Source organism: Butyrivibrio sp. AE3006, from assembly GCF_000424165.1.
GTDB lineage: Bacteria > Bacillota > Clostridia > Lachnospirales > Lachnospiraceae > Butyrivibrio.
This window is the reverse complement of the sequence record NZ_AUJJ01000021.1, coordinates 36,510-61,711: the sequence shown is the minus strand read 5'-3', so window position 1 is coordinate 61,711 and position 25,202 is coordinate 36,510. Positions and strand designations below refer to the sequence as shown.

Genomic DNA, 25,202 nt, shown 5'->3' with positions numbered 1-25,202 from the left:
CAAATTTATCCACATTATGTTCCGGGGTTAAGCTTCTTATTAATTATGTCTATTGTTCTTGATACATCATTGTCTCCAACAAGGAGATCCTTTATTTTGTTTATGCCGCTCATTACGGTGGTGTGATCCTTTTTACCGAGGGCTCTTCCAATCTCTTCAAGAGGAGCATCTGTATATTCCCTGCAAAGATACATGATTATCTGTCTGGGAAGTACGATTTCTTTATTTCTCTTCTTGGATGTGATGTCATCCTGCTTGATTCCATACTGTTCGCAAACTGTACTTATAATAAGAGGAATTGTTATTACCTTGGAAACATCGGGATAAATGATATCCTTAAGAGCTTCCTTGGCATCATCTATTGTAATAGTAGCCATTCCCTTAAGTCTTGAGAAAGCGATGATCTTGTTGTAAGCACCTTCCAGCTCTCTGATGTTAGACTTAATATTAGTAGCTATATATTCAAATACTTCATCATCTATAGTCTGAGCATTATTCTCGGCATTCTTTTTCAAGATAGCCATCCTGGTCTCATAGTCAGGAGCCTGAATATCAGAGATAAGACCCATCTCGAATCTTGAACGGAATCTCTCTTCAAGGGTTTCCATTTCCTTTGGAGGCTTATCTGATGAAAGAATGATCTGTTTTCCTGACTGATGAAGGACATTAAAGGTGTGGAAAAACTCTTCCTGAGTACTTTCCTTTCCTATAATAAACTGAACATCATCGACCATAAGAACATCAACAGTACGATATTTATCTCTTAGTCTGCTCATGGCCTCAGCTTTACCACTTCTGATAGATTCGATAACTTCGTTTGTAAACTGTTCAGAAGTAACGTAAAGTACCTTGGATCCGGGATTATTCTCTATTATGAAATGACCGATGGCATGCATAAGGTGAGTCTTACCAAGTCCAGGTCCTCCATATAAGAAAAGAGGATTGTAGGCTTCTCCCGGAGATTCAGCTACAGCCAGTGATGCGTTATGAGCAAATCTGTTATTTCCACCTACGACATAAGTATCAAATCTGTATTTTGGATTAAGATTAGAAAACTCATAGTTATTGAGACTGTTTTCATGCTCGTCAGATTTTTTTGAAGGTGTTTCTTCATTATTAATAATATCTTTTTCTAATACAAATTTTACTTCAACATTCTTATCCAAGAATTCAGATATTCTTACAATGAAGAATTTAAGATATTTCTTTTCTATATAGTTAAGAGCGTTGCTGTCATCAAAAGGTATTATTATAGTAGCAACTCCATTCTCATAACTGTAAAAAGAAAGTGGTTTAACCCAGGTGTCAAAGGAAATTGTAGTCATATCAAGATCTCCCCTGACTTCATCCTTTAAAACTTCCCAGTTTTCGTGTAGTTTTTGTGTAATTTCAGTATCCTTTTCCATATATTTCTCCCAATGCGAATTTATGAAATATTTTAGCGTATAGGGGTATAAATATCAAACAAGTACATTTTGTGGATAACTTTTTTAAAAATATGGAAAAAAGATTATCATTTAATATGTGAGAGGAAAAAGTGGAAAAGTTAAAAATATTAATTCACCGAATCAAACCCGCATAAATACTGGATTTCAAAATTAATTATTAACATTAAGCAAACATGTTTTCCACAATCTATCCACAATATGTGGATAAAAATTTTAAATTTACAGATAATAACAAGTTATCCACAAAATCAACATTTTGTTGTGGATAACTTTTTTCGATACTATATCTTGGAAGAAATTTTTGTGAAAAAAATTGCGAGTTATCCACATTTCTTTTTGTGCTTGACTAAAATTCTTATTTTTACTATAATAACATCGATTTTTTCTGATTAGACAGTAATTTTATTGCATGCAATTTAGCATACAAATTAAAGAAGGAGGTGTATTTCGACTATGAAGAGAACTTATCAGCCGCATAAGCTTCAGAGAGCTCGTGTTCACGGCTTTAGAGCAAGAATGGCAACTAAGGGAGGCAGAAAGGTACTTGCTGCCAGAAGACTTAAGGGTAGAAAGAGAATATCTGCATAATAGGGCCACATACTGTGGTCTTTTGCGCGAATGTGCTCTTATGCATGTTCGCGTATTTCTTTATATATTATATAAAGTTTCAATTTGGAATTAACGAATGATCAAAACAGAGTCACTTAAAAAGACAGCTGATTTTCATGTTGTTTATAAGACCGGTAAAAGCTATGTGGATAAAAATATTGTTGTTTATGTCAGAGAAAATGGTCTTAAAATAAACAGACTTGGTATTTCAGCAAGTAAAAAAGTTGGGAACAGTGTTGTAAGGCACAGGTTTGCAAGACTTGTTCGTGAATCTTACAGACTACACGAAAATATATTTAATAGTGGTTTAGATATAGTAGTCGTTGCCAGAAGCCGTGCTAAGGATGCAGGTTTCTTTGAAATCGAGAAGTCATTCTTATATCTGGCAGGAAAGTCTCATCTAAGGAAAAATGATGAGGTGAATTATGAAGAAAATACTGATATATCTGATTAAATTTTATCAGAAATATGTTTCTCCTTTAAAGAGAACAAAATGTCCGTATATACCGACATGTTCGCAATACGGATTGGAAGCAATAGAAAAATACGGAGCTATAAAAGGAAGCATCTTAGCTTTGTGGAGAATACTAAGATGTAATCCTTTTTCAAGCGGGGGTTATGATCCTGTACCGTAACAACGGAGGATGAATTTTGAATTTAATTGCACTTACACAATACCAGGGTAAGATCGTAGGACCAGTAGCATGGTTCCTTGGCCATATTATGAACTGGATTTTCATGGTCCTTAATAAAATTGGTATTCCCAATATCGGTCTTGCTATTATTTTATTTACTATCATAGTAAATTTCCTGTTGTTACCTTTAACTTATAAACAGCAGAAATTTTCTAAGCTTCAGAGCAGACTTAGTCCTGAACTTAAGGTTATCCAGGATAAGTACAAGGGTAAAAAAGATAACGATTCAATGCTTGCTCAGCAGGAAGAGATAAAAGCTCTTTATGCTAAGTATGGTGTATCACAGACAGGAAGCTGTGTTCAGATGCTTATTCAGTTTCCTATCCTTATAGCACTTTATCGTGTTATTTATTCTATGCCTGCTTATGTAGCACAGGTTAAGGATGCTTTTTATCCTTTAGTTTCAAAGCTTCGCGAGACTGCAGGAGCAAGTGATTTCTTACAGACATTATCAAGCGCTTCTCAGTTTTCAAGACAGTTTTCAAATGATTCTTTTACATCAGGTAATGTTGAATACATTGAAAATACTTTCATTGATGTACTTAATAAGGCATCAACAACAGACTGGAATAATCTGTTAGATCATTTTGGAGATCTTTCAAGTTATGTAAATCAGACCCATGATCTTCTTAACAGATTCAATAATTTCCTTGGTCTTAATATTGCTGATTCACCTATTTTTATGGTAAAGACTGCTTTCTCAGAAAAGCAATTCCTTTTGCTTATAGGAGCAATTATCATTCCTGCACTTTCTGCTTTTACTCAGTGGGTAAGCATACAGCTTATGCCCCAGGCAGCAAATACATCGAATGACCCTAACGATCAGGCAGCTCAGATGGCTAACTCAATGAAGACCATGAATATGATGATGCCTATAATGTCATTGTTCTTTACATTTACATTCCCTGCAGGTATGGGTATTTACTGGATTGCCAATGCAGTAGTAAGAACTATTCAGCAGATCGTTATCAACAAGCACATCGATAAGATGGATATTGATGCTCAGATTGAGAAGAACATCGAGAAGTACAATAAGAAGCTTGAAGCAATGAAGGCTACTCCTCAGATGAACAGATATGCAAACATGAATACAAGAAATATGTCTGCATCAACTTCATCAAAAATCTCTAAGGCTGAAAAGGATGAGAAGATTAAGAAGGCAAGTGATATCTATGCTTCCGGAAAAGCTAATAAGAACAGTCTTCTTGCAAGAGCTAATATGGTTAAGGAATTTGATCAGAAAAACAACAAGGGGGAAGAGTAATGGAATACATTGAAATATCAGCTAAGACAGTTGATGATTGTATTACAGATGCTTGCATTCAGTTATCCGTTACAAGCGACAATCTTGACTATGAAGTAATCCAACAGCCTTCAATCGGTTTATTTGGATTTAATGTAAAGCCTGCTATCATTAAGGCAAAGGTTAAGTCAGAAGAAAAGAGCGATGTTGAAGAGACTCCTGTAGAAGAGAAGGTTACAAAGGAGCCTAAGGCTGAGAAAAATCATAATTCTGAAAAGAAGAAAAACAACAAGCCTGAAAAGGCAGTTGAAGTTAAGGAAGAAGTTCAGAAAGAAAAGCCTGCTTCTTATGTTTATGATCATGAATTCATAAACAAAGCAAAGGAATTTACATCAAATGTATTTGGCGCTATGAAGATGGAAGTAAATGTAGATGCTAAATACAACGAGACAGATAAGATTCTCGAAGTTGATTTATCAGGAGATGAGATGGGAGTTCTTATCGGTAAGAGAGGACAGACTCTTGACTCTCTCCAGTATCTGATTTCTCTTGTTGTTAACAGAGACAGTGAAGATTACATTCATGTTAAGGTTGATACAGAGAATTACAGAACTCGCAGAAAAGCCACACTTGAGAATCTTGCAAAAAATATTGCTTATAAGGTTCGTAAAAACAGGCAATCAGTTTCACTTGAACCTATGAATCCTTATGAGAGAAGAATTATACATTCAGCTCTACAGGGTGATAAGTATGTTACTACTCATAGTGAAGGCGAAGAACCTTTCAGAAGAGTTGTAGTTACACTGAAGAAATAATTAATGGGGCTGTCGCATTTAATGCGGCAGCTTTTTTATCTAAAAGGAAGTAGTAGATTTTCTTTTAGATAAAAGAGTTGCCATACAAATTTTGTTTTCATTTTCAGAGGAATGATATGTATTTTAAAGAAGACACAATCTGTGCTATAGCTACTGCAATGATAGATGCCGGAATCGGTATCATCAGAATAAGTGGACCAATGGCCATAGAGCAGGCTGACAAATTGTATATTGATGCTAAAGGAAATCATTCTTTAAAAGATTTTGATTCTCATACTATTCATTATGGATTTGTATGCGATGAAGATGAAAACAAAATCGATGAAGTTATGATATCTGTCATGAAGGCTCCAAGGAGTTATACCAAAGAAGATGTGGTTGAAATAAATTCCCATGGCGGAAGACTTATTATGGAAACCATTTTAAAGCTCCTTATAAAAAATGGATGCAGACTTGCTGAGCCCGGTGAGTTTACAAAAAGAGCTTTTCTCAATGGAAGAATTGATTTAACAAGAGCAGAAGCTGTAATGGATATCATCCATTCCCAAAATGAGTTTTCCATGAAAAACTCTGAGCTTCAACTTGGTGGTGAACTTTTTAAACAGATAGATGAACTCAGAAAAGAGATTCTCTATGAGATGGCTTTCATAGAATCTGCAATAGATGATCCTGAAAATTATGATCTCACAGGTTTTGATGAAAAGCTTTCTGAAAAGAATAAAAAGTGGCTTGAGAAAATAAATAAGCTAATTAAAAATTCCGATGAAGGTATCATCAGAAAAGAAGGAATAAAAACTGTAATCATTGGAAAACCAAATGCAGGAAAATCTTCTCTCTTAAATATGCTTGCCGGTGAAGAGAGAGCAATAGTTACTGATATCGAAGGAACTACAAGAGACATTATCGAAGAAAATATAAAACTGGGTGATATTGTTCTTCATGTAATTGATACTGCCGGAATAAGAGATACGGAAGATAAGATTGAACAGATAGGTGTGGAAAAGGCTGTTAAGTCTGCTGAAACTGCTGATCTGATTTTATATATCATAGATTCCACTGATGATGAACTATCAGATGATGAGAGAATAAAAAATATTATTCAAAACAACCATGTGATTGTTTTACTTAATAAAAATGACATCAGTGACAGTATTAGTATCACTGAAAAATCCATACACAAAATGTATGGTGATGATATTGAAGTAATTAAGACTTCTATGATAGACAGAACTGGAATAGAAGAACTTGAAAAAATAATATCTGTTATGTTTTTAAGTGGAAACATTCTTCCAAGAGAAGAAGTATATATTACCAACCTAAGACAAAAGGAATCTTTGATAAATACAAAGGCAAGTCTTGAAAAAGTAAATTCCAGTATTGAAGATGGAATGTCTGAAGATTTTTATTCAATCGATCTTATGAATGCTTATGCTTTTCTTGGAGAAATAATTGGACAGGAAGTTGATGAAGATCTTATTGATGAGATTTTCTCAAAGTTCTGTATGGGAAAATAGGAGATTTTATGGTAGCTGATATAGTAGATGTAATTGTTATAGGTGGAGGTCATGCCGGATGTGAGGCTGCACTTGCAGCTGCAAGACTTGGTTTTAAGACTGTAATGTTCACATTAAGTGCGGACAATATTGCATTCATGCCTTGCAATCCTCACATTGGTGGTTCTTCAAAGGGACATCTTGTTAGAGAGATTGACGCTCTTGGCGGAGAAATGGGTAAAAATATAGATAAGACATTTCTTCAATCCAAGATGCTGAACAAATCTAAAGGACCTGCTATCCATTCTCTTCGTGCCCAGGCAGATAAACTTGAGTATTCCAAGACCATGAGAAGAATTTTGGAAAACCAGAAAAATCTTACAATAAAGCAATCTGAAATTTCAGAAATTCTTTTTGAAGATATATCAGATGATGAACTTAAAAAAGAAGGCTATGAGAAAATTATTAAAGGTGTTAAGACAGTTACCGGTCTTGAATATTTAGGTAAGTCTGTAATTCTTTGTACAGGAACTTATCTTAAAAGCAGATGTCTTTGCGGTGAATCAATTCAGTATACAGGACCTAACGGTTTACAGCCTTCAAACCTTTTATCAGATTCACTTATAAAAGCCGGAATAAATTTAAGAAGATTTAAAACAGGAACTCCAGCTAGAATGGATGGAAATACAATCGATTATTCCAAGATGGAAGTTCAGACAGGAGATACACCTGTAATACCTTTTTCATTTGATACGGATCCTGATTCTATCCAGAAGGAACAGCATAATTGCTACCTCACTTATACAAATGAAAAAACACATGAAATAATACGAAATAACATAAATAGATCACCTATATATGCAGGAGTAATTGAAGGAATTGGACCGAGATATTGTCCTTCAATTGAGGATAAAGTAATAAAGTTCCCTGACAAGATAAGACATCAGGTTTTCATCGAGCCCGAAGGAACTCATACAAATGAAATGTATGTTGATGGAATGAGTTCTTCAATGCCTGAAGATGTACAGCTCCAGATGTATAGAACTGTTCCCGGACTTGAAAATTGTGTAATCGTTAAAAATGCGTATGCTATTGAATACGACTGCTTATGTTCTGGTGAACTTCATCCTACACTTGAGATAAAAAAAGTAAGAGGACTTTTCAGTGCAGGACAGTTTAATGGTAGCAGTGGTTATGAAGAAGCTGCAGCTCAGGGATTATTCGCAAGTATAAATGCATGTATGCAAATCCTTGGAAAACCTTATCTTTCAATAGACAGATCAGAAGGCTACATTGGTGTCTTGGTTGATGACCTTGTTACAAAGGATAATCTTGAGCCATACAGAATGATGACTTCAAGAGCTGAGTACAGACTTTTACTCAGACAGGATAATGCAGATATAAGACTTCGTAAAAAAGGTTATGAAGTAGGACTAATTTCTGAAGAGAAATATAATGCTCTTATCTTAAAAGAAAAACAGATTCAGGAAGAGACCGAAAGACTTAAGAGTATAAAGGTTGGTGCCAATGCAACTATCCAGAAATTCATGGATAAGCATGAATCACCGAGATTAAAAACTGCTGTATCTCTTGCTGAACTTATCTGCAGACCTGAACTTAATTATCAGAACATAAGTGATATTGATCCCGACAGACCGGACCTTCCTTTAGATGTAATCGAACAGGTTGAAATCAATATCAAGTATGAGGGATATATAGAAAGACAGCAAAGACAGGTCGACAAATTTAAGAAGACGGAGAAAAAAATAATTCCGGTTGATATAGATTATGATGATGTAATTAGTCTAAGATTAGAAGCAAGACAGAATCTTAAAAAGTTCAGACCCGTAAATGTTGGACAGGCATCAAGAATAAGTGGAGTAAATCCTGCTGACATTTCAGTATTATTAGTTTATCTTGAAAACTATAAAAGAGGAACAAAATCTGAATAACTACTAATTGTATATAATGTTTCACGTGAAACACTATATATTGTATTTTTAAGGAGATATTTAAATGCATAGTTTTGATACTATGATAGAAGACTTTAAATCCTTTGGCATTATTCTTTCAGAAAAACAACTTAATCAGTTTGATAAATATTTTGAAATGTTGGTGGATTGGAATACCAGAATGAATCTTACCGGCATAACAGAATTTGATGAAGTATGTAAATTACATTTTACTGATAGTATTTCATCAGCAAAGTATTTTGATTTTACTAAAAAGGATCTATCACTTATTGATGTTGGAACAGGTGCCGGCTTTCCCGGAATTGTTCTGAAGATTGTTTTTCCTGAATTACATGTTACCTTATTGGATTCACTTCAAAAGAGATTGATCTTCCTTGATGAAGTGATAAAAGAACTTGATCTAAATAGTGCCGGATCAATAACTACTGTACATGGAAGAGCAGAAGATTATTCTGATTATAAGACCGGTGAACTCAGAGAAAAATTTGATATATGCGTTTCAAGAGCAGTTGCAAGGTTTTCTACTTTATGTGAATATTGCCTTCCATACATAAAGGTTGATGGAGCTTTTATTTCATATAAAGGAGACAAAGCAAAAGAAGAAATTGATGAAGCTTCCAATGCTATATTTATACTTGGTGGTAAGACTGATTCTGTGGAAGAATTCAATCTCCCGGGTACTGATGTGAAAAGAACTATCTGTATAATCAAGAAGAGACAAAACACTCCACATAAGTATCCAAGAAAAGCAGGTACTCCACAGAAGAAACCTTTATAAAAAAGTTTCACGTGAAACATTACAATTTGAAAATATTTTCTCACAAGTAATTGTTTCACGTGAAACATTGTAACCCAATATATAGTTGTTTTTATTTGTGAAACATTAATTACTAGAAAATTGAGTACATAATTTAAACAATTTGCCAATAAAATAATTCTATAATTATGATATAATACAAAATTGAGTTTAATAATAAGAGGGAGATATAGCAATATGGGAAGAGCAATTGCAATCGCCAATCAGAAAGGCGGAGTTGGTAAGACAACTACATCTATTAATCTATCTGCTACCCTGGCAGAAAAAGGAAAAAAAGTTCTGGTTATTGATACAGATCCTCAGGGAAATACCACCAGTGGTTTTGGACTTGATAAGAATGAATTAGAAAATACTATTTATGAATTACTTATAGGACAGGCCGATGTCGAAGATGTTCTTATTAAGAATGTAGTAGACGGACTTGATATTATTCCTGCCAATGTTGATCTCGCTGCTGTTGAGATCGAACTTATTGATATGGAAGAGAAGGAATATATCTTAAAGAATGCAATTGAGAAAATCAGAGACAACTATGATTTTATTATAATCGATTGTCCTCCTTCACTTAGTATGCTTACTATAAATGCAATGACTACTGCAAATACAGTTCTTGTTCCTATCCAGTGTGAGTACTACGCTTTGGAAGGACTTAGTCAGTTAGTACGTACAGTTAATCTTGTAAAGGACAGACTGAATAATGATCTTGAGATGGAAGGCGTAATCTTTACCATGTACGATTCCAGAACAAATCTTTCATTGCAGGTTGTTGAGAATGTAAAAGATCATATCAATGAGAATGTTTATAAGACAATCATTCCCAGAAATATCAGACTTGCAGAAGCACCCAGCTATGGAATACCGATTAACCTTTATGATACTAAGTCAGCTGGTGCTGTAGCATACAGACTTTTAGCAGATGAAGTTATCGGAAGAAAATTTTAATTAATTACAACTATTAGTGTTTCACGTGAAACATTATACTAAATATAGAGGAGATGAATTATGCCACCTAAAAATGCAAAGCGCGGACTTGGAAAAGGACTTGATGCTCTTATAGCACCGGCACCTAAGTCTGCATCAAAGACAAATACTTCCGAGACTCCTGAAGAGGGACAGGTTACAACAGTAAATATTACAAAGGTTGAACCTAACAGAGATCAGCCCAGAAAAACTTTTGATGAAGATAAACTCATCGAGCTTTCTGATTCAATCAAACAGCATGGAATAATAAATCCTCTTATTGTTCAGGATAGAGGTGATCACTATGAGATCATCGGAGGAGAGAGAAGATGGAGAGCTGCTAAGAAGGCAGGTCTTAAAGAAGTTCCTGTAATCATAAAGAATCTCACTGAGGAAGAAATTGCAGAGTATGCTCTTATTGATAACCTCCAGAGAGATGACCTCAATCCTATTGAAGAAGCTCTTGCATATAAGAGATTCATCGATGAGTTTGGTTATACCCAGGACGTTGTTGCTGAGAAAGTTTCAAAGAGTCGAGTTACTATTACGAACTCTCTCAGACTTTTGAAGCTTTGCGATGAAGTAAGACAGATGCTTATAGATGAGAAGCTTAGCATGGGACATGCAAGAGCACTTATATCTATCGAGAATCCGGAAGAGCAGCTTCAGATTGCTGAGGAAGTTTTTGATAAAAAGCTTAATGTAAGAGAAACAGAGAAGCTTGTTAAGAATCTTGGTAAGCCGGATAAAAAGAAGAAAAAATCTGTTCTCAAAAATGAAAGTGTTGAGTCAGCTTACAGAGAACTTGAAGAGAGATGTAAGCAGGCAATTGGAACAAAGGTAGAGATTGTTTCCAAGGGAGAAGGAACCGGTAAGATTGAGATAGAGTTCTACAGCACAGATGATTTAGAGAGAATCGCAGAAAAACTTTACAAATAAAAATGGGGTAGGGGAAATAAATGAACAGTAACTTATTAGATTCAATGGGAATCAGCCTGGATATTACCTATGTACTTATAGCAAATATCCTCTTGATAATAATCCTGTTTGTCATCATAATAATGCAGGGAAAAAAGATAAAGAGTATCAAGGTGCAGATATCCAAATTCATGAAGGGTAAAGAAGCCGCTTCACTTGAGGATGAAATAGTTGCTCTTTTTGAAGATAATGAGATTATCAAAAAAGCGACACAAAAGAATCAAAAAGACATAAATAATATTTACAACAGATTGGCATACTGTTTCCAGAAAATCGGTATTATTAAATATGATGCCTTCAATCAGATGGGCGGAAAGCTAAGTTATGCACTTGCACTTCTCGATGAAGACAACAATGGTTTCTTATTAAACTCTGTTCACAGCACAGATGGTAACTACACATATTCAAAGGAAATCAAAAACGGAAAATGTGATCTTGAACTTGGTGAAGAAGAACAGATAGCTTTGGATGAAGCCATGAACTATAGATAAATTTTTTTAGTCAGAAAAATTAAGCATAATAAGGAGATGCAAAAATGATAGATATCAAATTTTTAAGAGAAAATCCTGAAGTAGTAAAAGAAAACATTAAGAAGAAGTTCCAGGATGAAAAGCTTCCTCTTGTAGATGAGGTTATCGCACTTGATAACGAGAGAAGAGCAAATCAGCAGGAAGCAGATGATCTCCGCGCAAGCAGAAATAAGATTTCTAAAGAGATTGGAGCTTTAATGGCTCAGGGCAAAAAAGAAGAGGCTGAAGCAAAGAAGGCTGAGGTTGCAGCTAATGCAAAAAGACTCTCTGAGCTTGAGGAAAACCAGAAGGTTGTTGATGAGAAGGTTCTCAAGATCATGATGGTAATTCCTCAGATCATTGATGAGAGTGTCCCGATTGGAAAAGATGATTCCGAGAATGTTGAGATTGAAAAGTTTGGCGATCCTGTAGTTCCGGATTTCGAAATTCCTTATCACACAGATATAATGGAAAGATTTAACGGTATAGATTTTGAAGCCGCAAGAAGAGTTGCAGGTAATGGCTTCTATTATCTTATGGGTGATATCGCAAGACTTCACTCTGCAGTTATTTCTTATGCAAGAGATTTCATGATTGACAGAGGATTTACATACTGCGTTCCTCCTTTCATGATTCACGGCAATGTTGTAGAAGGTGTTATGAGTTTCCCTGAGATGGAAGCTATGATGTACAAGATTGAAGGTGAAGATCTCTATCTTATCGGTACAAGTGAGCATTCAATGATCGGTAAGTTCAAGGAGCAGATCATTGAAGAAGCTGATATTCCTCAGACTCTTACAAGCTACTCACCCTGCTTCCGTAAAGAGAAGGGTGCACACGGCATCGAAGAGAGAGGTGTTTACAGAATTCATCAGTTTGAAAAGCAGGAGATGATCGTAGTTTGTAAGCCTGAAGAGTCAAAGATGTGGTATGACAAGCTTTGGCAGAACACTGTTGATCTTTTCCGTTCAATGGATATTCCTGTTCGTACACTTGAGTGCTGCTCAGGAGATCTTGCAGATCTTAAGTGCAAGTCCTGCGACGTTGAAGCATGGTCACCCAGACAGAAGAAGTACTTCGAAGTAGGAAGCTGCTCTAACCTTGGTGATGCTCAGGCAAGAAGACTTAAGATCAGAATCAAGGGCAAAGATGGAAACTATCTTGCTCACACACTTAACAACACAGTAGTTGCTCCGCCTCGTATGCTTATCGCATTCCTTGAGAATAACCTCAATGAAGACGGAACAGTTAATATTCCTGTTGCACTTAGACCTTACATGGGTGGAAAAGAAAAACTCATCCCTGTAAAATAAGACTATAGATATTTTTAGAAAAAATGAAAGGAGGTGAAATCCATGCATAATTATTTACGGGCAATAGGCTTTGAAAATATAAAAAGCAGAGAAGACATACAGAATTTGATAGCAATGACAGTGCAGAAAGCAGATTCAAGATCCTATGTTACTAAGGATGGCGATAAGTTGCTCGGAGAATTCTGCAAGGATTTCGCTGATGGTATAGGAATTTGTGTCTGCGGCGAGTTTAATGAGCAGGACAAATTCATGTACGACTACTATTATCCATATATCAGAGGTACCGGCATAACTACAGAAGAAGACATCACAGTTTCTCGTCACGCTTCAAGAGAATCCTATGCCGGTGTCTGTGATGATCTTCGTGTGGGAGTTACCATTATTTTTTATCTGCAAAATATGATTCCTTATATTAAGGTGCAGAATGAAAATAAATTCCCCATACGAGGAACTACACTTACTATGTCAGCTCTTTCCACAAATGGAACTGTCGTAATGCCTATTGCTAAAACAGACAGCGACAAGAAGTTTGTCAGAAAGAGAACAAGGGAGAGAGAGAAGCTGATGCACAAAGCCAGGAAAGGCGATGAGTCAGCAATGGAATCCTTGTCCATAGAGGATATGGATACCTACAGTGCACTTTCTAAGCAGATAAAGACCACTGATATCTACACTCTTGTAGACAATTACTTTATGCCCTACGGAGTAGAAAGTGATCAGTATTCTGTCATGGGAGAAATCATGGATTGTCACGAGGAGACAAACAGACTTACAGGTCAGACACTTGTGGTTATGACAATAAATTGTAACGAGCTTGTATTTGATGTTTGCATTAACAGAAAGGATCTTCTCGGAGAGCCAATGCCAGGTAGAAGATTTAAGGGGAATATCTGGATGCAGGGCTATGTCAATTACGCAGAGGATTGATATTAGCTTACCGGATCGTGCACATGAAAAAATCAGGGGAAATCAAAAATTATCATGAATAAAAAACGCATATTTTTTGCATTGATCATTTTATTAGAAATCATCCTTCTAGGAGTACATACCATGTCATTCAACAGACAAATGGCATCGGACATCCTTCAGGATGATCTTCTGTTATATATGGGAAAAGATAACGGTTATGAGAAGGGTGCCTATTGTGACCACTCCTATCATAACGGCCAGATGATTACCACAGAAAACATTTATCTGGAAAAAGGTATCTATGATATCAGCTACACCTACGATACCAATAACGTTTATGAGGATTCCAAAAAGGATGTTTATTCCGAGATTGAATCGGTAGATGATTTTTCCGGAAACAAGGGTGCAGATAATGTAGTATCCGATGTTATCGGAATCTATAATACTGAGAATAAAACAGGAAGACATCTTGCGTATATCAACAGATCCGGGAATTTCAGAGTAAATTTTCCTGTTGTTGCAGATGAAGATTACATCATGGTAGGAGATATTCACATTGAATATCTTAGAGGCAAAACAATACTTCACGAGTTCACCATTTGGCTGTTCATTTTTGTAATAATTGATCTTCTCATAGCAGCCTTCGTTTTCAATAAAGAAAAAACAGATAAATGGCTTAAGGAAAATGCCACAATTGCAGCACTTCTTTTAGGAATAGTTGCACTTTCAAGTTATCCTCTTGTTCATAAGGGTGTATATTTTGGAGATGACTTAAACTATCATCTCACCAGATTCTGCGCTATAGCTGATGGAATTAAAAGCGGCATTTTTCCTGTAAAAATACATCCCTTATGGTGTAACGGCTATGGCTATGCTGACGGAGTAGGGTATGGATCAATGTTCCTCTATCCTTCTGCAGTACTCATAGTTCTTGGTTTTTCACTGGCTTTTGCATATAAGTTCTACATTCTGATGATGAATGTTATTGCAGTACTTATCTCATACAAAGTCTTTGGAAACATCACAAATAAAAAGTATCTTGGCGTTGCAGGTGCTGCACTTTACTCACTTATGGGTTTCCATCTTCACAGCATTTATTCAGGTGCCCTTGTTGGAGAGCTTGCAGCATACGCATTTTTGCCACTTATCCTGCTTGGAATGTGGGATATATATACAGATAACGAGAAGCTTTCCGGAAATATCGGCATAATTGAGATGGCTGTTGGAATCGATATGACTATCGAGACCCATGTTCACTCAACCTTTATACTGGCGATGGTTATTCCGGTTATCTGCCTTGTATTTTTTAAGCTGACATTTTCCAAAAAGATATTTATAAAGCTCCTTAAGACACTGGGACTTACGATTCTTCTTGGATTACACTTCATGCTTCCAGTTGTGGACTACCTTATAAACGTGCCGATGCTTATGGGTGAGCATGGATATATCCTTTGGGGCAATGCCACAGAGCCGGAATATCTTTTCATGACAAAACCTGATAGCATGCAGTATACGGCAGGCTGGGCAGCACTTGGCTTTTCATCACTTGTAGCGCTTTTCATCTGCGCAGCAGTTCTTGGAAAAGGCTATTTTGGAAAACTGAAAAATACGGTAGTAAAGCTTCTTTTATGCACAGTTGTACTTCTTATAATGTGCACAAAGTGGTTCCCATACTATGATGTTTACAGGCTTCTTCCGGAAAAATTGTACTCAGCTCTTGAGATACTTCAGTTTCCATGGCATTTCCTTGGAGTGATATGTGTACTCGTGGTGCTGCTTACAGTACTTTCCCTTGGTGCATTGGAGGATAACCTTGTAAAAGAAGGAAAAGCCTTTGGCATGGAGCTTGCTGCTATCATAGCATTTTGTCTGACCATTCTTACAATAGGTCAGGATCTTACTTACTATGATGAGGTATTTAGAGTTGCTCATACCGTTTCTGCAATTGATTCAGGAAAATGCTATTTCGATGGTCTTGATGAATTTGGAATTATAGGAGCCCAGGCAAGTCTTGCCTACAGAGAATCAGAGCTTTCACTTCCTGAAGTAGAGGGTGTGTCAGGCAGCATCAAACAGAGAAAGGCAACAACCATCATCGCCGAAATAAATAATGAGAGCGGACAGGATATAACAGCAGAGTTCCCTCTTTGGAGCTATAAAAAATATAAGGCAAAGAGCGATGGTAAATCACTTGCTGTGACAGAGTCTGAATCAAAACGCGTGGCAGTCGAGATTCCCGCAGGCTTTAGCGGAAATGTGAAGGTTTACTTTAGCGAGCCCTTTACCTGGAGACTTTCTCAGATCATATCTCTTGCAACAGCAATTGCAATTCTGATCTTTTGCTGCAAGCGAAAAGGGAACCCTAAGGCGTAAAGCTAAAAGCACAGTTGAACAATAAAAACTGCTGTGATAAAATAACTAAGCGCGTATAAATAGCGCTTAGTGAGTTCTCGTAGCTCAGCTGGATAGAGCGTCCGCCTCCTAAGCGGAAGGTCGTGTGTTCGAATCACATCGGGAACGTTTGGTAGATAAGCGGAAGGTCGTGTGTTCGATCTCCGTTCCACTTCGGTCGGTGCTAAGCGCACATCCCCCGGATGTGCAGCACCACATCGGGAACGTCTGTAGAGGAAGCCAAAAGGCTTCCTCGTTTTGTATACGTAGATATTTGATAAACGAGGTCTTTTAATGATTTCAAATTTTTTTAATAAGGCAGGCAAAATACTATTATCCATGATAATTGCATTTTGCGTATTAACTGCTTTTTGCTTTTTCTATTCTAATACACCGGTACATTATGATGACCCTGATGGTGCCACTGATTACAGATGGGAACCCAAAACCTTCCATTCACAGATGACTGAAGGTTTTTCCTATGGCAAGACCAATAATGAGGGGTACTATGATACTACAGATTATGTAGAGGGAGAGGATATAGATATCCTCATAATGGGTTCTTCTCAGATGGAGGCATCCAATGTCCCTTCCGGATATTCCTCTGCAGCGCTGCTGTCAGAAAGTCTGCCGGATCTTAGAATCTATGACATAGGCGTGTCAGGCCACTACTTTGCAACCTGCGTTAATAACTTTGATGCGGCCATGGACAAATATAAGCCTTCAAAATATGTGGTAATTGAGACGGGTTATCTTCACTTCACAGACGAAGAGCTTAATCAGATACTTGATGGCACTGTAGAAACCATAGGCTCCCACGCAGATGGCATAATAGGTGCGCTTCAGAAAAATCCTTTCCTCAGGCAGATGTATTATCAGCTTGAGAGCTTCAAGGAGATAATAGGACCAAGCGAAATAAAGGATAAAATAATATCTTTTGAAAAAGCAGGCGCTGCCGCAGAGACAGTAATCGAAGAGAAAAAAGAAGATGATCTTTGCAATGAAGAACTTCTAAGAAAAGTACTTTCCAAGATAAAAACGAAGGCGGATGAGAATGGTGCTCATATAATAATTATTTTCCATCCCACAATGAGACTTGATCACGAGGGCGTCCTTACATACGACAATACAGACAATGACAGCCTTCAGTATGAAAGACTTTGCGATGAAGTCGGAATAAGCTACATCGATATGTCAGAGCGATTTGCTTCGGAGTACTATGATAACAACACTCTCGCCTACGGTTTTACAAATACCTCCGTGGGCTTGGGACACCTTAATAAAAAGGGACAAAAAATGATGGCAGATGAACTTTATAAATACATAGAGGAGAACAAATGACATTTTCATCAATAGATTTTTTAATATTCTTCTCTTTAGTACTTGCCGGAACGGCTTTTATAGAGCGTTTTTTTAAACAGAGAGTAAAAGAAATATTCCTTCTTTTGGCCAGCTTCTTTTTCTATGGCTACTGGGATTATCGATTCTGCTTCCTGCTTTTGTTTGTGATAGTTGTGTCATATATTTCTGCGCAGCACACAGACAAAAAGCCCGCATTTGTGGCAGGTATTTTGGTACCATTATCGGTTCTTGGAATATTTAAGTATCTTGGATTTTTCATGGATACCTTTGAAGCCATGATAGGAAGGGACCTTGGTACACTCAGAATAATCCTGCCTGTTGGTATTTCATTTTATACCTTCCAGGCTCTTAGCTATGTTATAGATGTAAAAAGAGGAAAAATCCCTGTTGAAAAGGACTTTATAAAGCTCGCTTTATATGTAAGCTTTTTCCCTCAGCTGGTTGCAGGCCCTATTGTTCGTGCATCCGAGTTTTTGCCACAGCTCCGTGAAAAGAGATGCGTCAACTGGCAAAATCTTCAGTGGGGATTTCAGGTTTTTGCTTTTGGACTTTTCAAGAAAATAGTCCTTGCGGATCACATGTCCGTATTTGTTGATGATGTTTATTCAAAGCCTGCAGCTTTCAGTGCATTTTCACTGTTTTTTGCTACCATTACATATACCGTTCAGATTTACTTTGATTTTTCCGGATATTCAGACATGGCTATAGGCTGTGCAAAGTGCCTTGGATATGACTTTAGCAGGAACTTCAACATACCCTATATGTCCAGATCCATTTCAGAGCTTTGGAGAAGATGGCACATAAGCCTCTCCACATGGCTTAAGGAATATGTTTACATCCCCCTTGGCGGAAACAGAAAAGGACTGTACAGACAATGCCTTAATCTTTTCCTTACTATGCTGGTTGGTGGATTGTGGCATGGTGCTGCTTGGAAATATGTTTTTTGGGGCGGACTTCACGGAATCATGCTTTGCGTTGATAAGTTTGTTCCAAGGAAAAGTGAAAATGAGGTTGTGAGGGCGCTTAATATAGTAGATGTCTTTTTGTTTAACTCACTTTCATTTATTTTTTTCAGATCAGAGAAATTCTCAGATGCAATTCTTATAATAAAGAGGATCGTTACCTTCCAGAAGGGTATAAACCAGCCCTTTGCCTGGTCCTTTATAGGATTTGCTGTACTCATTATTGCATCGATTATTGCAGACAGAAAAGCGAAAAAAGAAAACCGCCCTGTAAGCGGATTTTATCCTATACTTGACCTTAGTACAGTTAAGGGAATGACATTGTTCTTTATTGAGCTTGGACTTATACTGACTCTTGCCTACACAGGTGAGAATCCATTCGTATACTTCCAGTTCTAAATCGGGGGAAATAAAAACTTTAAATGGAGGAAAACAATATGCAGGACAGATTACCAAAGAGATCCGAAGTTGCAGCAGAGCTTACATGGCGACTTGAGGATATTTACGAGAACGAAGCAGACTGGCAGAAGGAAGTTGATAAAGCAATAGAGCTTTCAGGAGAGCTTGCAAAATACAGCGGAAAGCTCACTGAGAGTGCAAAGGATTTATTTGAAGCATTAAATCTCTATGAGCAGATCGAGCTTTTAGAGAGCAGATTCCATGCCTATGCACACATGAGACATGATGAGGATACAGCTAATTCCAAATATAACGGAATGAACCAGAAATCCACATCTGCTCTTGTGGCTGTAAGCGAGAAGACATCATTTGTTGAGCCTGAAATTCTTGGGCTTTCAGATGAGAAGCTTGAAGCCTTCTACAGCGAAGAGCCTTCACTTAAGCAGTATGAGATTAAGATCAAAGAGATGAGAAGACTTAAGGACCACATCTTAAGTAAAGAGATGGAGCAGCTCCTTGCATCAACAGGCGAGATGGCAAACACTCCCTACACAGGCTTTAACATGCTCTCAGATGCAGACCTTAAATTCCCCAGTGTAGAGGATTCAGAAGGAAAAGAAGTTGTTCTTTCAAACGGAAGATTCGTTCCTGTTCAGATGTCCAAGGACAGGGAGCTTAGAAAAAGAGCATTCGAAGCATTCTATGGTAGATATGAGGAGTTCAAGAACACCTGGGCTGCCCTCTATGACGGTGAAGTAAAGGCCAGAATCTTCAATTCAAAGGCAAGAAAATATAACTCAAACTTTGAAGCAGCAGTTGATGGAAATAATGTTGATCCTAAGGTTTGCGATATGCTTATCGAGTCAATCCACAAAGGATTTGATAAGATGCATCGCTACGTGTCCCTTAGGAAAAAGCTACTTGGCGTTGATGAACTTCACATGTATGACGTATATGTTTCAATGATCAAGGACTTCAACATGGAGGTTGATTACGAGACAGCTAAGGAGATTTCCTTGAAGGCTCTTGCACCTCTTGGTGAAGAGTATCTTTCAATTGTGAAAAAAGCTTATGAAGATCGCTGGATCGATGTGGTTGAGAACGAAGGAAAGAGAAGCGGTGCTTACAGTAGCGGCGCTTATGGCGTACATCCCTATATGCTTCTTAACTACAACAACACTTTAGAAGATGTATTTACACTCGTACATGAGATGGGACACTCAATGCACACCTGGTATTCAGACCATGCACAGAGCATCTTTAACGCAGATTACAAGATCTTCGTTGCTGAGGTTGCATCCACAACTAACGAGGTTCTTCTTTATCACTACCTGAAGGACAATGCAAAGTCCAAGGAAGAGAAGGCATACATTATCAATCATTTCCTTGAAAGCTTCAAGGGTACAATGTATCGTCAGACCATGTTTGAGGAATTCGAGAGAAAGACCAATGAAATGGCTGAGAAGGGCGAGCCTCTGACAGCAGAGTCACTTTCAAATGTATACTATGAGCTTAATAAGCAGTACTTTGGCGAGGATATGGTTTCAGATCCTCAGATTGCATGGGAGTGGTGCAGAATACCTCACTTCTATTACAACTTCTATGTTTATCAGTACGCTACAAGCTTTGCTGCTTCAGTTGCTATTGCAAGCCGCATCCTCAAAGAGGGCGAGAGCGCAGTAGAGCAGTATAAGAACTTCTTAAAGAGCGGCTGCACAGACGATCCGGTTAGTCTTCTTAAGATTGCTGGAGTTGATCTTACTACTTCTAAGCCCATCGATGATGCACTTGAAGTATTTGGCGAAGCACTTAAAGAAATGGAAGAACTCTATAAGTAAAATAATACGCTCACATCCGTTAATGGGTGTGAGCGATTTTTATGGCATAAACTAATATAGAATAAACGAAAAGGTCTTGTTTTTTGATAAGCAGGATTCTATGACTTCTTTTTAGCATACTGTTCAAAGGCAGCCACAGGAATTGGTTTTGAAAAATAGAAGCCCTGGAATACATCACAGCCAAGCTCAGATAAGTTATTTAGCTGATCCTTTGTTTCTATTCCTTCTGAGATAACTTCCATATGAAGCTTTTTTGCCATATCTATCACAGATTCCAAAATGACATTGCTTCTGTCATCATCGCTGCATCTTTGAATAAAGCGCATATCAATTTTCAGAACGTCAGCCTTTAAATCCTTCAAGAGTCCAAGGGATGACGAACCTTTTCCAAAGTCATCAATTTCAACAGTAAAGCCATTTGCCTGAAGTTTCTCCATTGTTGCCATATTTCCGGACATTTCATCTGCAATGGCGGTCTCAGTAATTTCTATATGAAGCTTTGAAGGTGATATATCATACTTCTTGCAAAGAGAAGGAAAAATCTCGGCAATATCAAGGTAATAAAAATCCTTTGGCGATACATTTACTGAGAGGTAGAGATTATCAAATTCAGTTCCTTTCCATTTGGATAGCTGGTATGCAGCAAGATCCCACACATATTCATCAAGGGATCCTATAAGACCTACCTGCTCCAAAATCTCAATAAATTCCATCGGAGGAAGTATATCACCTGATGGAAGACACCACCTTACGAGACATTCGGCACCTTCGATCACTCCTTCTTTTGTAACCTGAGGCTGCAGATAAATTATGAACTGACCGCTTTTTAGATTTGATTTAAACTCGTTTATAATCTTCTGTTCATGGACTGCCTTCTCTAAAAGCTCATCCGTAAAGTATGCATAAAATACACTTTCGTCAGTCTTTATGGACTCAAGAGCCATATAGGAGCGGTCATACATTATGGAAATAGGGAGGTTCTGATTCTCTACATCAAAAATACCAAAATGCATAGTCAGTGTAAATGAAGGTGAATAGATAAGCTCTGCAACCTTTGAAGACAGCTCGGAAAGCCACTTCTCTAGATCATCTTTTTCATCTATGCACAGCGCAAAGTTTACGCCGCCGCATCTTCCGGCAACTCCGGTGCTTCCGCTCATTTCCTCTAATATTTTGGCAATGCCTATAAGAACTTCATTTCCTTTACTGTTTCCAAAAAGAGTGTTAACCAGTCTGAAATTATCAACATCAGCAGAAATAACCAGATGCTTTTTTTCCGGATTATTGCTGATTAAATTACGGGCTCCCTTACAGAAGCCGTCCCAGTTAAGAATACCTGTAAGAGTATCATGGGTAGAAAGATACCCGCTTGTTTCCCATTTTGTTTTCTCTTCGTGGTAAGCTGCTTCAACAGCATCATCGCTAAAGGATATAAGCTCTAAATTACAGCAGTAGGGAGATTCGTCCTTTAAAGTCAGAATGATGGGAACTGATTGAATCTGGAAGGTCTTGCCGTTAAAATACTCGACACGGGTCTTTTTGGAGTGAGTGTGGCATGCTTGAAAACTGGTACAGTTGGCACACCTGTGATCTGCATTCCAAACGGCATAGCATTCCTTGCCAAAGCATAGCACGCCCTCAGCAGAAACTGAGACTTCACGGCATTCTTCAGCATCAACAAGCCTTACGATGTCAAACATGACACGCATGGAATCCATGGCTATATTTATTTCTTTATATGAATATGTTTTGACCTGTTCAGTGTTTTCGTTAGTCATATTCTGTATCCTCGAAACAATTCTATATTAAATTATAAATCACATATTTTGGAAAAAACTGATATTAAGGGTTTTTTAATGGAATTTTAATAAAGGAGTTTGGTATGGAGGTTAACACGATTAAAAACAAAAAAGAGCGATAAGTAGTACAATATGATAGAATGGAAAAAAATATATCCGACTATATGGGAGGGCATAATGGCGGAACCAGTAAGAAGAAAGAAAAATATAGAAGAAGGCGGAAATGGCGTCCACGTAAGAGGTGATGGTCTTGGAACAGGACCCGTTGGATCATCAGATGGATATAAAGGAAAAGGGTCAGGCGGCGGATCAAATGGCGGCGGGCCAAAGAGAAGCGGAGGCATAAGTCCTCTTTCAATAGTAGTTGTACTGGTGATACTTTTGCTTGGCGGAGGCGGCGGCCTTTCATCACTTTTTGGCGATTCACCGGAAACCACTGACACCGGTTCATATACGCAGACTACTACAACCGGCAATGTGGCTACAACTACAGATACAACAACCCAGCAGACAACAGATAACGCCTATTCAAATACTACTCAGAGTAGTACTGCATCCTCATCTTCTCAGATGGGATCACTTCTTGGTTCTCTCCTTGGAGGCGGCACAGGATATTATGGCTCAGCTTCAAGTGCATGGGCAGAGGAGCCAAATACAGGAGTTCTCAATAAAGAAGTTATCGATGGTGCAAGAGCTAAGCGCACGGTTATAAAAGGTGATGGCAGCGATGTGACCACCATCATGGTATACATGTGCGGAACAGATCTTGAGAGCAGAAGCGCCATGGCCACCAAGGACCTTCAGGAAATGATGGCTGCAGATCTCTCAGATCAGATAAACATCATTGTTTACACAGGTGGATGTAAAAACTGGCAGAACAATGTAATATCCAGCTCAGTAAACCAGATTTACAAGGTTGAAAAGGGCGGCCTGAGAGTCCTTAATGACAACGCAGGTCAAAAGCCCATGACAGATCCTGACAATCTGGCATCCTTCATTAAATGGACTGCGGATAAATATCCTGCTGACAGATATGATCTGATTTTCTGGGATCATGGCGGCGGCTCCGTAAGCGGCTATGGATATGATGAGAAAAATGCTCAGTCTGGTTCGATGGGACTTTCTGGAATAAACAGAGCTCTTAAGGGCGGAGGAGTAACCTTTGATTTTATTGGCTTTGATGCATGCCTTATGGCTACTGTTGAGACAGCCCTTATGACTGCTTCCTACGGTGACTATCTCATCGCTTCAGAAGAGACAGAACCCGGTGTTGGCTGGTATTACACCGACTGGCTTAACGCATATTCAGCCAATCCCTCCATGGATACTCTTGAAATCGGTAAAAACATAATTGATGGATTTACCAAAACCTGTGAGAGTACCTGCCGAGGCCAAAAGACAACACTTTCACTTATAGATCTTGCAGAGCTTGAGAAAACTGTTCCTGATGAGCTTAAGGGCTTTGCCCAGTCCACATCTGATCTTGTTTCAGATAAAAACTATAAGACAGTTGCAAATGCCAGAGCACAGACAAGAGAATTTGCAGCTTCAACAAAGATCGATCAGGTTGACCTTGTTCATCTTGCTTATAATATGGGCACAGATGAAGGTAAAGAACTTGCAGATGCCATCAAGGGCTGCGTTAAGTATAATCGCACAAGCCAGGGTATGACCAATGCTTACGGTCTTTCCATGTACTTCCCTTACAGGAAATCCTCTAAGGTTGACAGCATGGTCAGCACCAGTGAAGCTATAGGAATGGATGAGAGCTATTCTGAATGTATTCAGAAAGTTGCTTCCATGCAGGTTGCAGGTCAGATGGCAGCAGGCGGAACGCAGACTCCGGCAGGAAGCCTTTTTGGCGAGCTTTCGGGTTCATCCTCATCAGCAAGCGGTGATGCCCTTATGCAGCTCTTTACCACAATGCTTTCAGGAAGCTATAGCGGAATTTCAGGACTTGATGCATCCAATACACAGTTCTTTGGAAAAGGTCTTGATCCACAGGATATGGCAGATTATGTATCAGCCAACCAGTTTGATGAAAACGCCCTTATGTTTGTGAAAAATGATGAGGACGGCGATGTAATTCAGATGTCAGCTGACCAGTGGGATCTTGTACAGGATCTTGAGGTCAATATTTTCTATGATGACGGAACAAGATATGTGGACCTGGGTCTTGATAACTCCTATGATATTGACGCTGATGGCAATCCAGTTGCACCTTCTGACAGAACATGGCTCTATATTGATGATCAGATAGTTTCCTACTATCATATTGATACTCAGGGAGATTCCGATAACTACGCTATTATGGGAAGAGTTCCTGTTATGCTGAATGATCAGAGAGCTGACCTTATCCTTATCTTTGATTCAGAGAATGAAGATGGATATGTGGCAGGCGTAACCTACGACTATGTAAATGGTGAGACAGATACGGTTGCTAAAAATCTGACAGAGCTGTCAGAGGGTGATAAGCTTGAATATATCTGCGACTGCTACGCATACGATAAGACCTACACAGATACCTACTTCCTTGGAGATCCCGTAATAGTTGAGGGCAGCATGGAAGATATGCATATCTCCAACAGAAGCGTGGGAGATGGAGAAATACTCGTATCCTTTAAATTTACAGATATTTACGGACAGGAACACTGGTCACAATCGCTTAAATACTAAAGAAAGACAGTAA

Annotated in this window: 20 protein-coding genes and 1 tRNA gene; 19 read left to right on the top strand and 2 right to left on the bottom strand. The window is 38.1% G+C overall.

Going from position 1 to position 25,202, the window contains the following annotated elements; translation table 11 throughout:
• Positions 1 to 14: 14 nt before the first annotated feature.
• Positions 15 to 1,406, bottom strand: a complete 1,392-nt coding sequence (dnaA, locus tag G603_RS0111680; protein WP_026524507.1) for a chromosomal replication initiator protein DnaA — start codon at positions 1,404 to 1,406, stop codon at positions 15 to 17.
• 495 nt (positions 1,407 to 1,901) lie between these two features.
• On the opposite strand from dnaA, the gene rpmH reads away from it, so the two are divergent.
• The 18 genes from rpmH (at position 1,902) to pepF (ending at position 20,714) form a co-directional block, all read left to right on the top strand.
• The gene (rpmH, locus tag G603_RS0111675; protein WP_026495447.1) at positions 1,902 to 2,036 is read left to right on the top strand and encodes a 50S ribosomal protein L34; all 135 of its coding nucleotides are present in this window, start codon (positions 1,902 to 1,904) and stop codon (positions 2,034 to 2,036) included.
• A gap of 97 nt (positions 2,037 to 2,133) precedes the next feature.
• Entirely contained in the window at positions 2,134 to 2,511 is a 378-nt protein-coding gene (gene rnpA / locus G603_RS20195; RefSeq protein ID WP_051197888.1) for a ribonuclease P protein component, read from the top strand.
• Positions 2,483 to 2,692 carry a membrane protein insertion efficiency factor YidD gene (gene yidD, locus G603_RS22030; protein WP_081667333.1) on the top strand — a complete coding sequence of 70 codons (210 nt, stop codon included), beginning with the start codon at positions 2,483 to 2,485 and terminating at the stop codon, positions 2,690 to 2,692. The genes rnpA and yidD overlap by 29 nt, the downstream gene beginning before the upstream one ends.
• Before the next feature lie 16 nt (positions 2,693 to 2,708).
• On the top strand, positions 2,709 to 4,016 hold the full coding sequence (locus tag G603_RS0111665; RefSeq protein ID WP_051207793.1) for a YidC/Oxa1 family membrane protein insertase: 1,308 nt from the start codon (positions 2,709 to 2,711) through the stop codon (positions 4,014 to 4,016).
• Entirely contained in the window at positions 4,016 to 4,810 is a 795-nt protein-coding gene (jag, locus tag G603_RS0111660) for an RNA-binding cell elongation regulator Jag/EloR (RefSeq protein ID WP_026670330.1), read from the top strand. Before G603_RS0111665 ends, jag begins: the two co-directional genes overlap by 1 nt.
• Before the next feature lie 116 nt (positions 4,811 to 4,926).
• Positions 4,927 to 6,324, top strand: a complete 1,398-nt coding sequence (gene mnmE, locus G603_RS0111655; RefSeq protein WP_026670329.1) for a tRNA uridine-5-carboxymethylaminomethyl(34) synthesis GTPase MnmE — start codon at positions 4,927 to 4,929, stop codon at positions 6,322 to 6,324.
• 8 nt (positions 6,325 to 6,332) lie between these two features.
• Positions 6,333 to 8,255, top strand: a complete 1,923-nt coding sequence (gene mnmG / locus G603_RS0111650) for a tRNA uridine-5-carboxymethylaminomethyl(34) synthesis enzyme MnmG (protein WP_026670328.1) — start codon at positions 6,333 to 6,335, stop codon at positions 8,253 to 8,255.
• A gap of 64 nt (positions 8,256 to 8,319) precedes the next feature.
• Positions 8,320 to 9,054: a 16S rRNA (guanine(527)-N(7))-methyltransferase RsmG gene (rsmG, locus tag G603_RS0111645; RefSeq protein ID WP_035793010.1), complete on the top strand. Its 735-nt coding sequence runs from the start codon at positions 8,320 to 8,322 to the stop codon at positions 9,052 to 9,054.
• A 216-nt stretch (positions 9,055 to 9,270) separates the two neighbouring features.
• Entirely contained in the window at positions 9,271 to 10,035 is a 765-nt protein-coding gene (locus G603_RS0111640; protein ID WP_026524501.1) for a ParA family protein, read from the top strand.
• Positions 10,036 to 10,095: 60 nt separating this feature from the next.
• Complete coding sequence (locus G603_RS0111635) at positions 10,096 to 10,992, top strand: ParB/RepB/Spo0J family partition protein (RefSeq protein ID WP_026524500.1); 897 nt, start codon at positions 10,096 to 10,098, stop codon at positions 10,990 to 10,992.
• 20 nt (positions 10,993 to 11,012) lie between these two features.
• A complete protein-coding gene (locus G603_RS0111630) occupies positions 11,013 to 11,522 on the top strand; it encodes a DUF4446 family protein (RefSeq protein WP_026524499.1) in 510 nt (169 codons plus the stop codon).
• Between the two features lie 44 nt (positions 11,523 to 11,566).
• The gene (gene serS / locus G603_RS0111625; RefSeq protein ID WP_026670326.1) at positions 11,567 to 12,853 is read left to right on the top strand and encodes a serine--tRNA ligase; all 1,287 of its coding nucleotides are present in this window, start codon (positions 11,567 to 11,569) and stop codon (positions 12,851 to 12,853) included.
• Between the two features lie 42 nt (positions 12,854 to 12,895).
• A complete protein-coding gene (locus G603_RS0111620) occupies positions 12,896 to 13,780 on the top strand; it encodes a DUF3881 family protein (protein WP_026524497.1) in 885 nt (294 codons plus the stop codon).
• A 123-nt stretch (positions 13,781 to 13,903) separates the two neighbouring features.
• The gene (locus tag G603_RS0111615; protein WP_026670325.1) at positions 13,904 to 16,135 is read left to right on the top strand and encodes a hypothetical protein; all 2,232 of its coding nucleotides are present in this window, start codon (positions 13,904 to 13,906) and stop codon (positions 16,133 to 16,135) included.
• Positions 16,136 to 16,208: 73 nt separating this feature from the next.
• Positions 16,209 to 16,282: transfer RNA gene (locus G603_RS0111610), tRNA-Arg, on the top strand.
• A gap of 165 nt (positions 16,283 to 16,447) precedes the next feature.
• Entirely contained in the window at positions 16,448 to 17,494 is a 1,047-nt protein-coding gene (locus tag G603_RS0111605; RefSeq protein WP_026670324.1) for a hypothetical protein, read from the top strand.
• Positions 17,491 to 18,876, top strand: coding sequence for an MBOAT family O-acyltransferase (locus tag G603_RS0111600; protein WP_026670323.1), 1,386 nt, complete (start codon positions 17,491 to 17,493; stop codon positions 18,874 to 18,876). The genes G603_RS0111605 and G603_RS0111600 overlap by 4 nt, the downstream gene beginning before the upstream one ends.
• Positions 18,877 to 18,914: 38 nt before the next feature.
• Positions 18,915 to 20,714: an oligoendopeptidase F gene (pepF, locus tag G603_RS0111595; RefSeq protein ID WP_026670322.1), complete on the top strand. Its 1,800-nt coding sequence runs from the start codon at positions 18,915 to 18,917 to the stop codon at positions 20,712 to 20,714.
• A 98-nt stretch (positions 20,715 to 20,812) separates the two neighbouring features.
• Here the strand turns inward: pepF and G603_RS20190 are convergent, their stop codons facing one another.
• Positions 20,813 to 22,492: a putative bifunctional diguanylate cyclase/phosphodiesterase gene (locus G603_RS20190; RefSeq protein WP_051207792.1), complete on the bottom strand. Its 1,680-nt coding sequence runs from the start codon at positions 22,490 to 22,492 to the stop codon at positions 20,813 to 20,815.
• A gap of 198 nt (positions 22,493 to 22,690) precedes the next feature.
• Here G603_RS20190 and G603_RS0111585 point away from each other — a divergent pair, with 198 nt between their 5' ends.
• The gene (locus G603_RS0111585) at positions 22,691 to 25,189 is read left to right on the top strand and encodes a clostripain-related cysteine peptidase (protein ID WP_026670321.1); all 2,499 of its coding nucleotides are present in this window, start codon (positions 22,691 to 22,693) and stop codon (positions 25,187 to 25,189) included.
• Positions 25,190 to 25,202 lie beyond the last annotated feature (13 nt).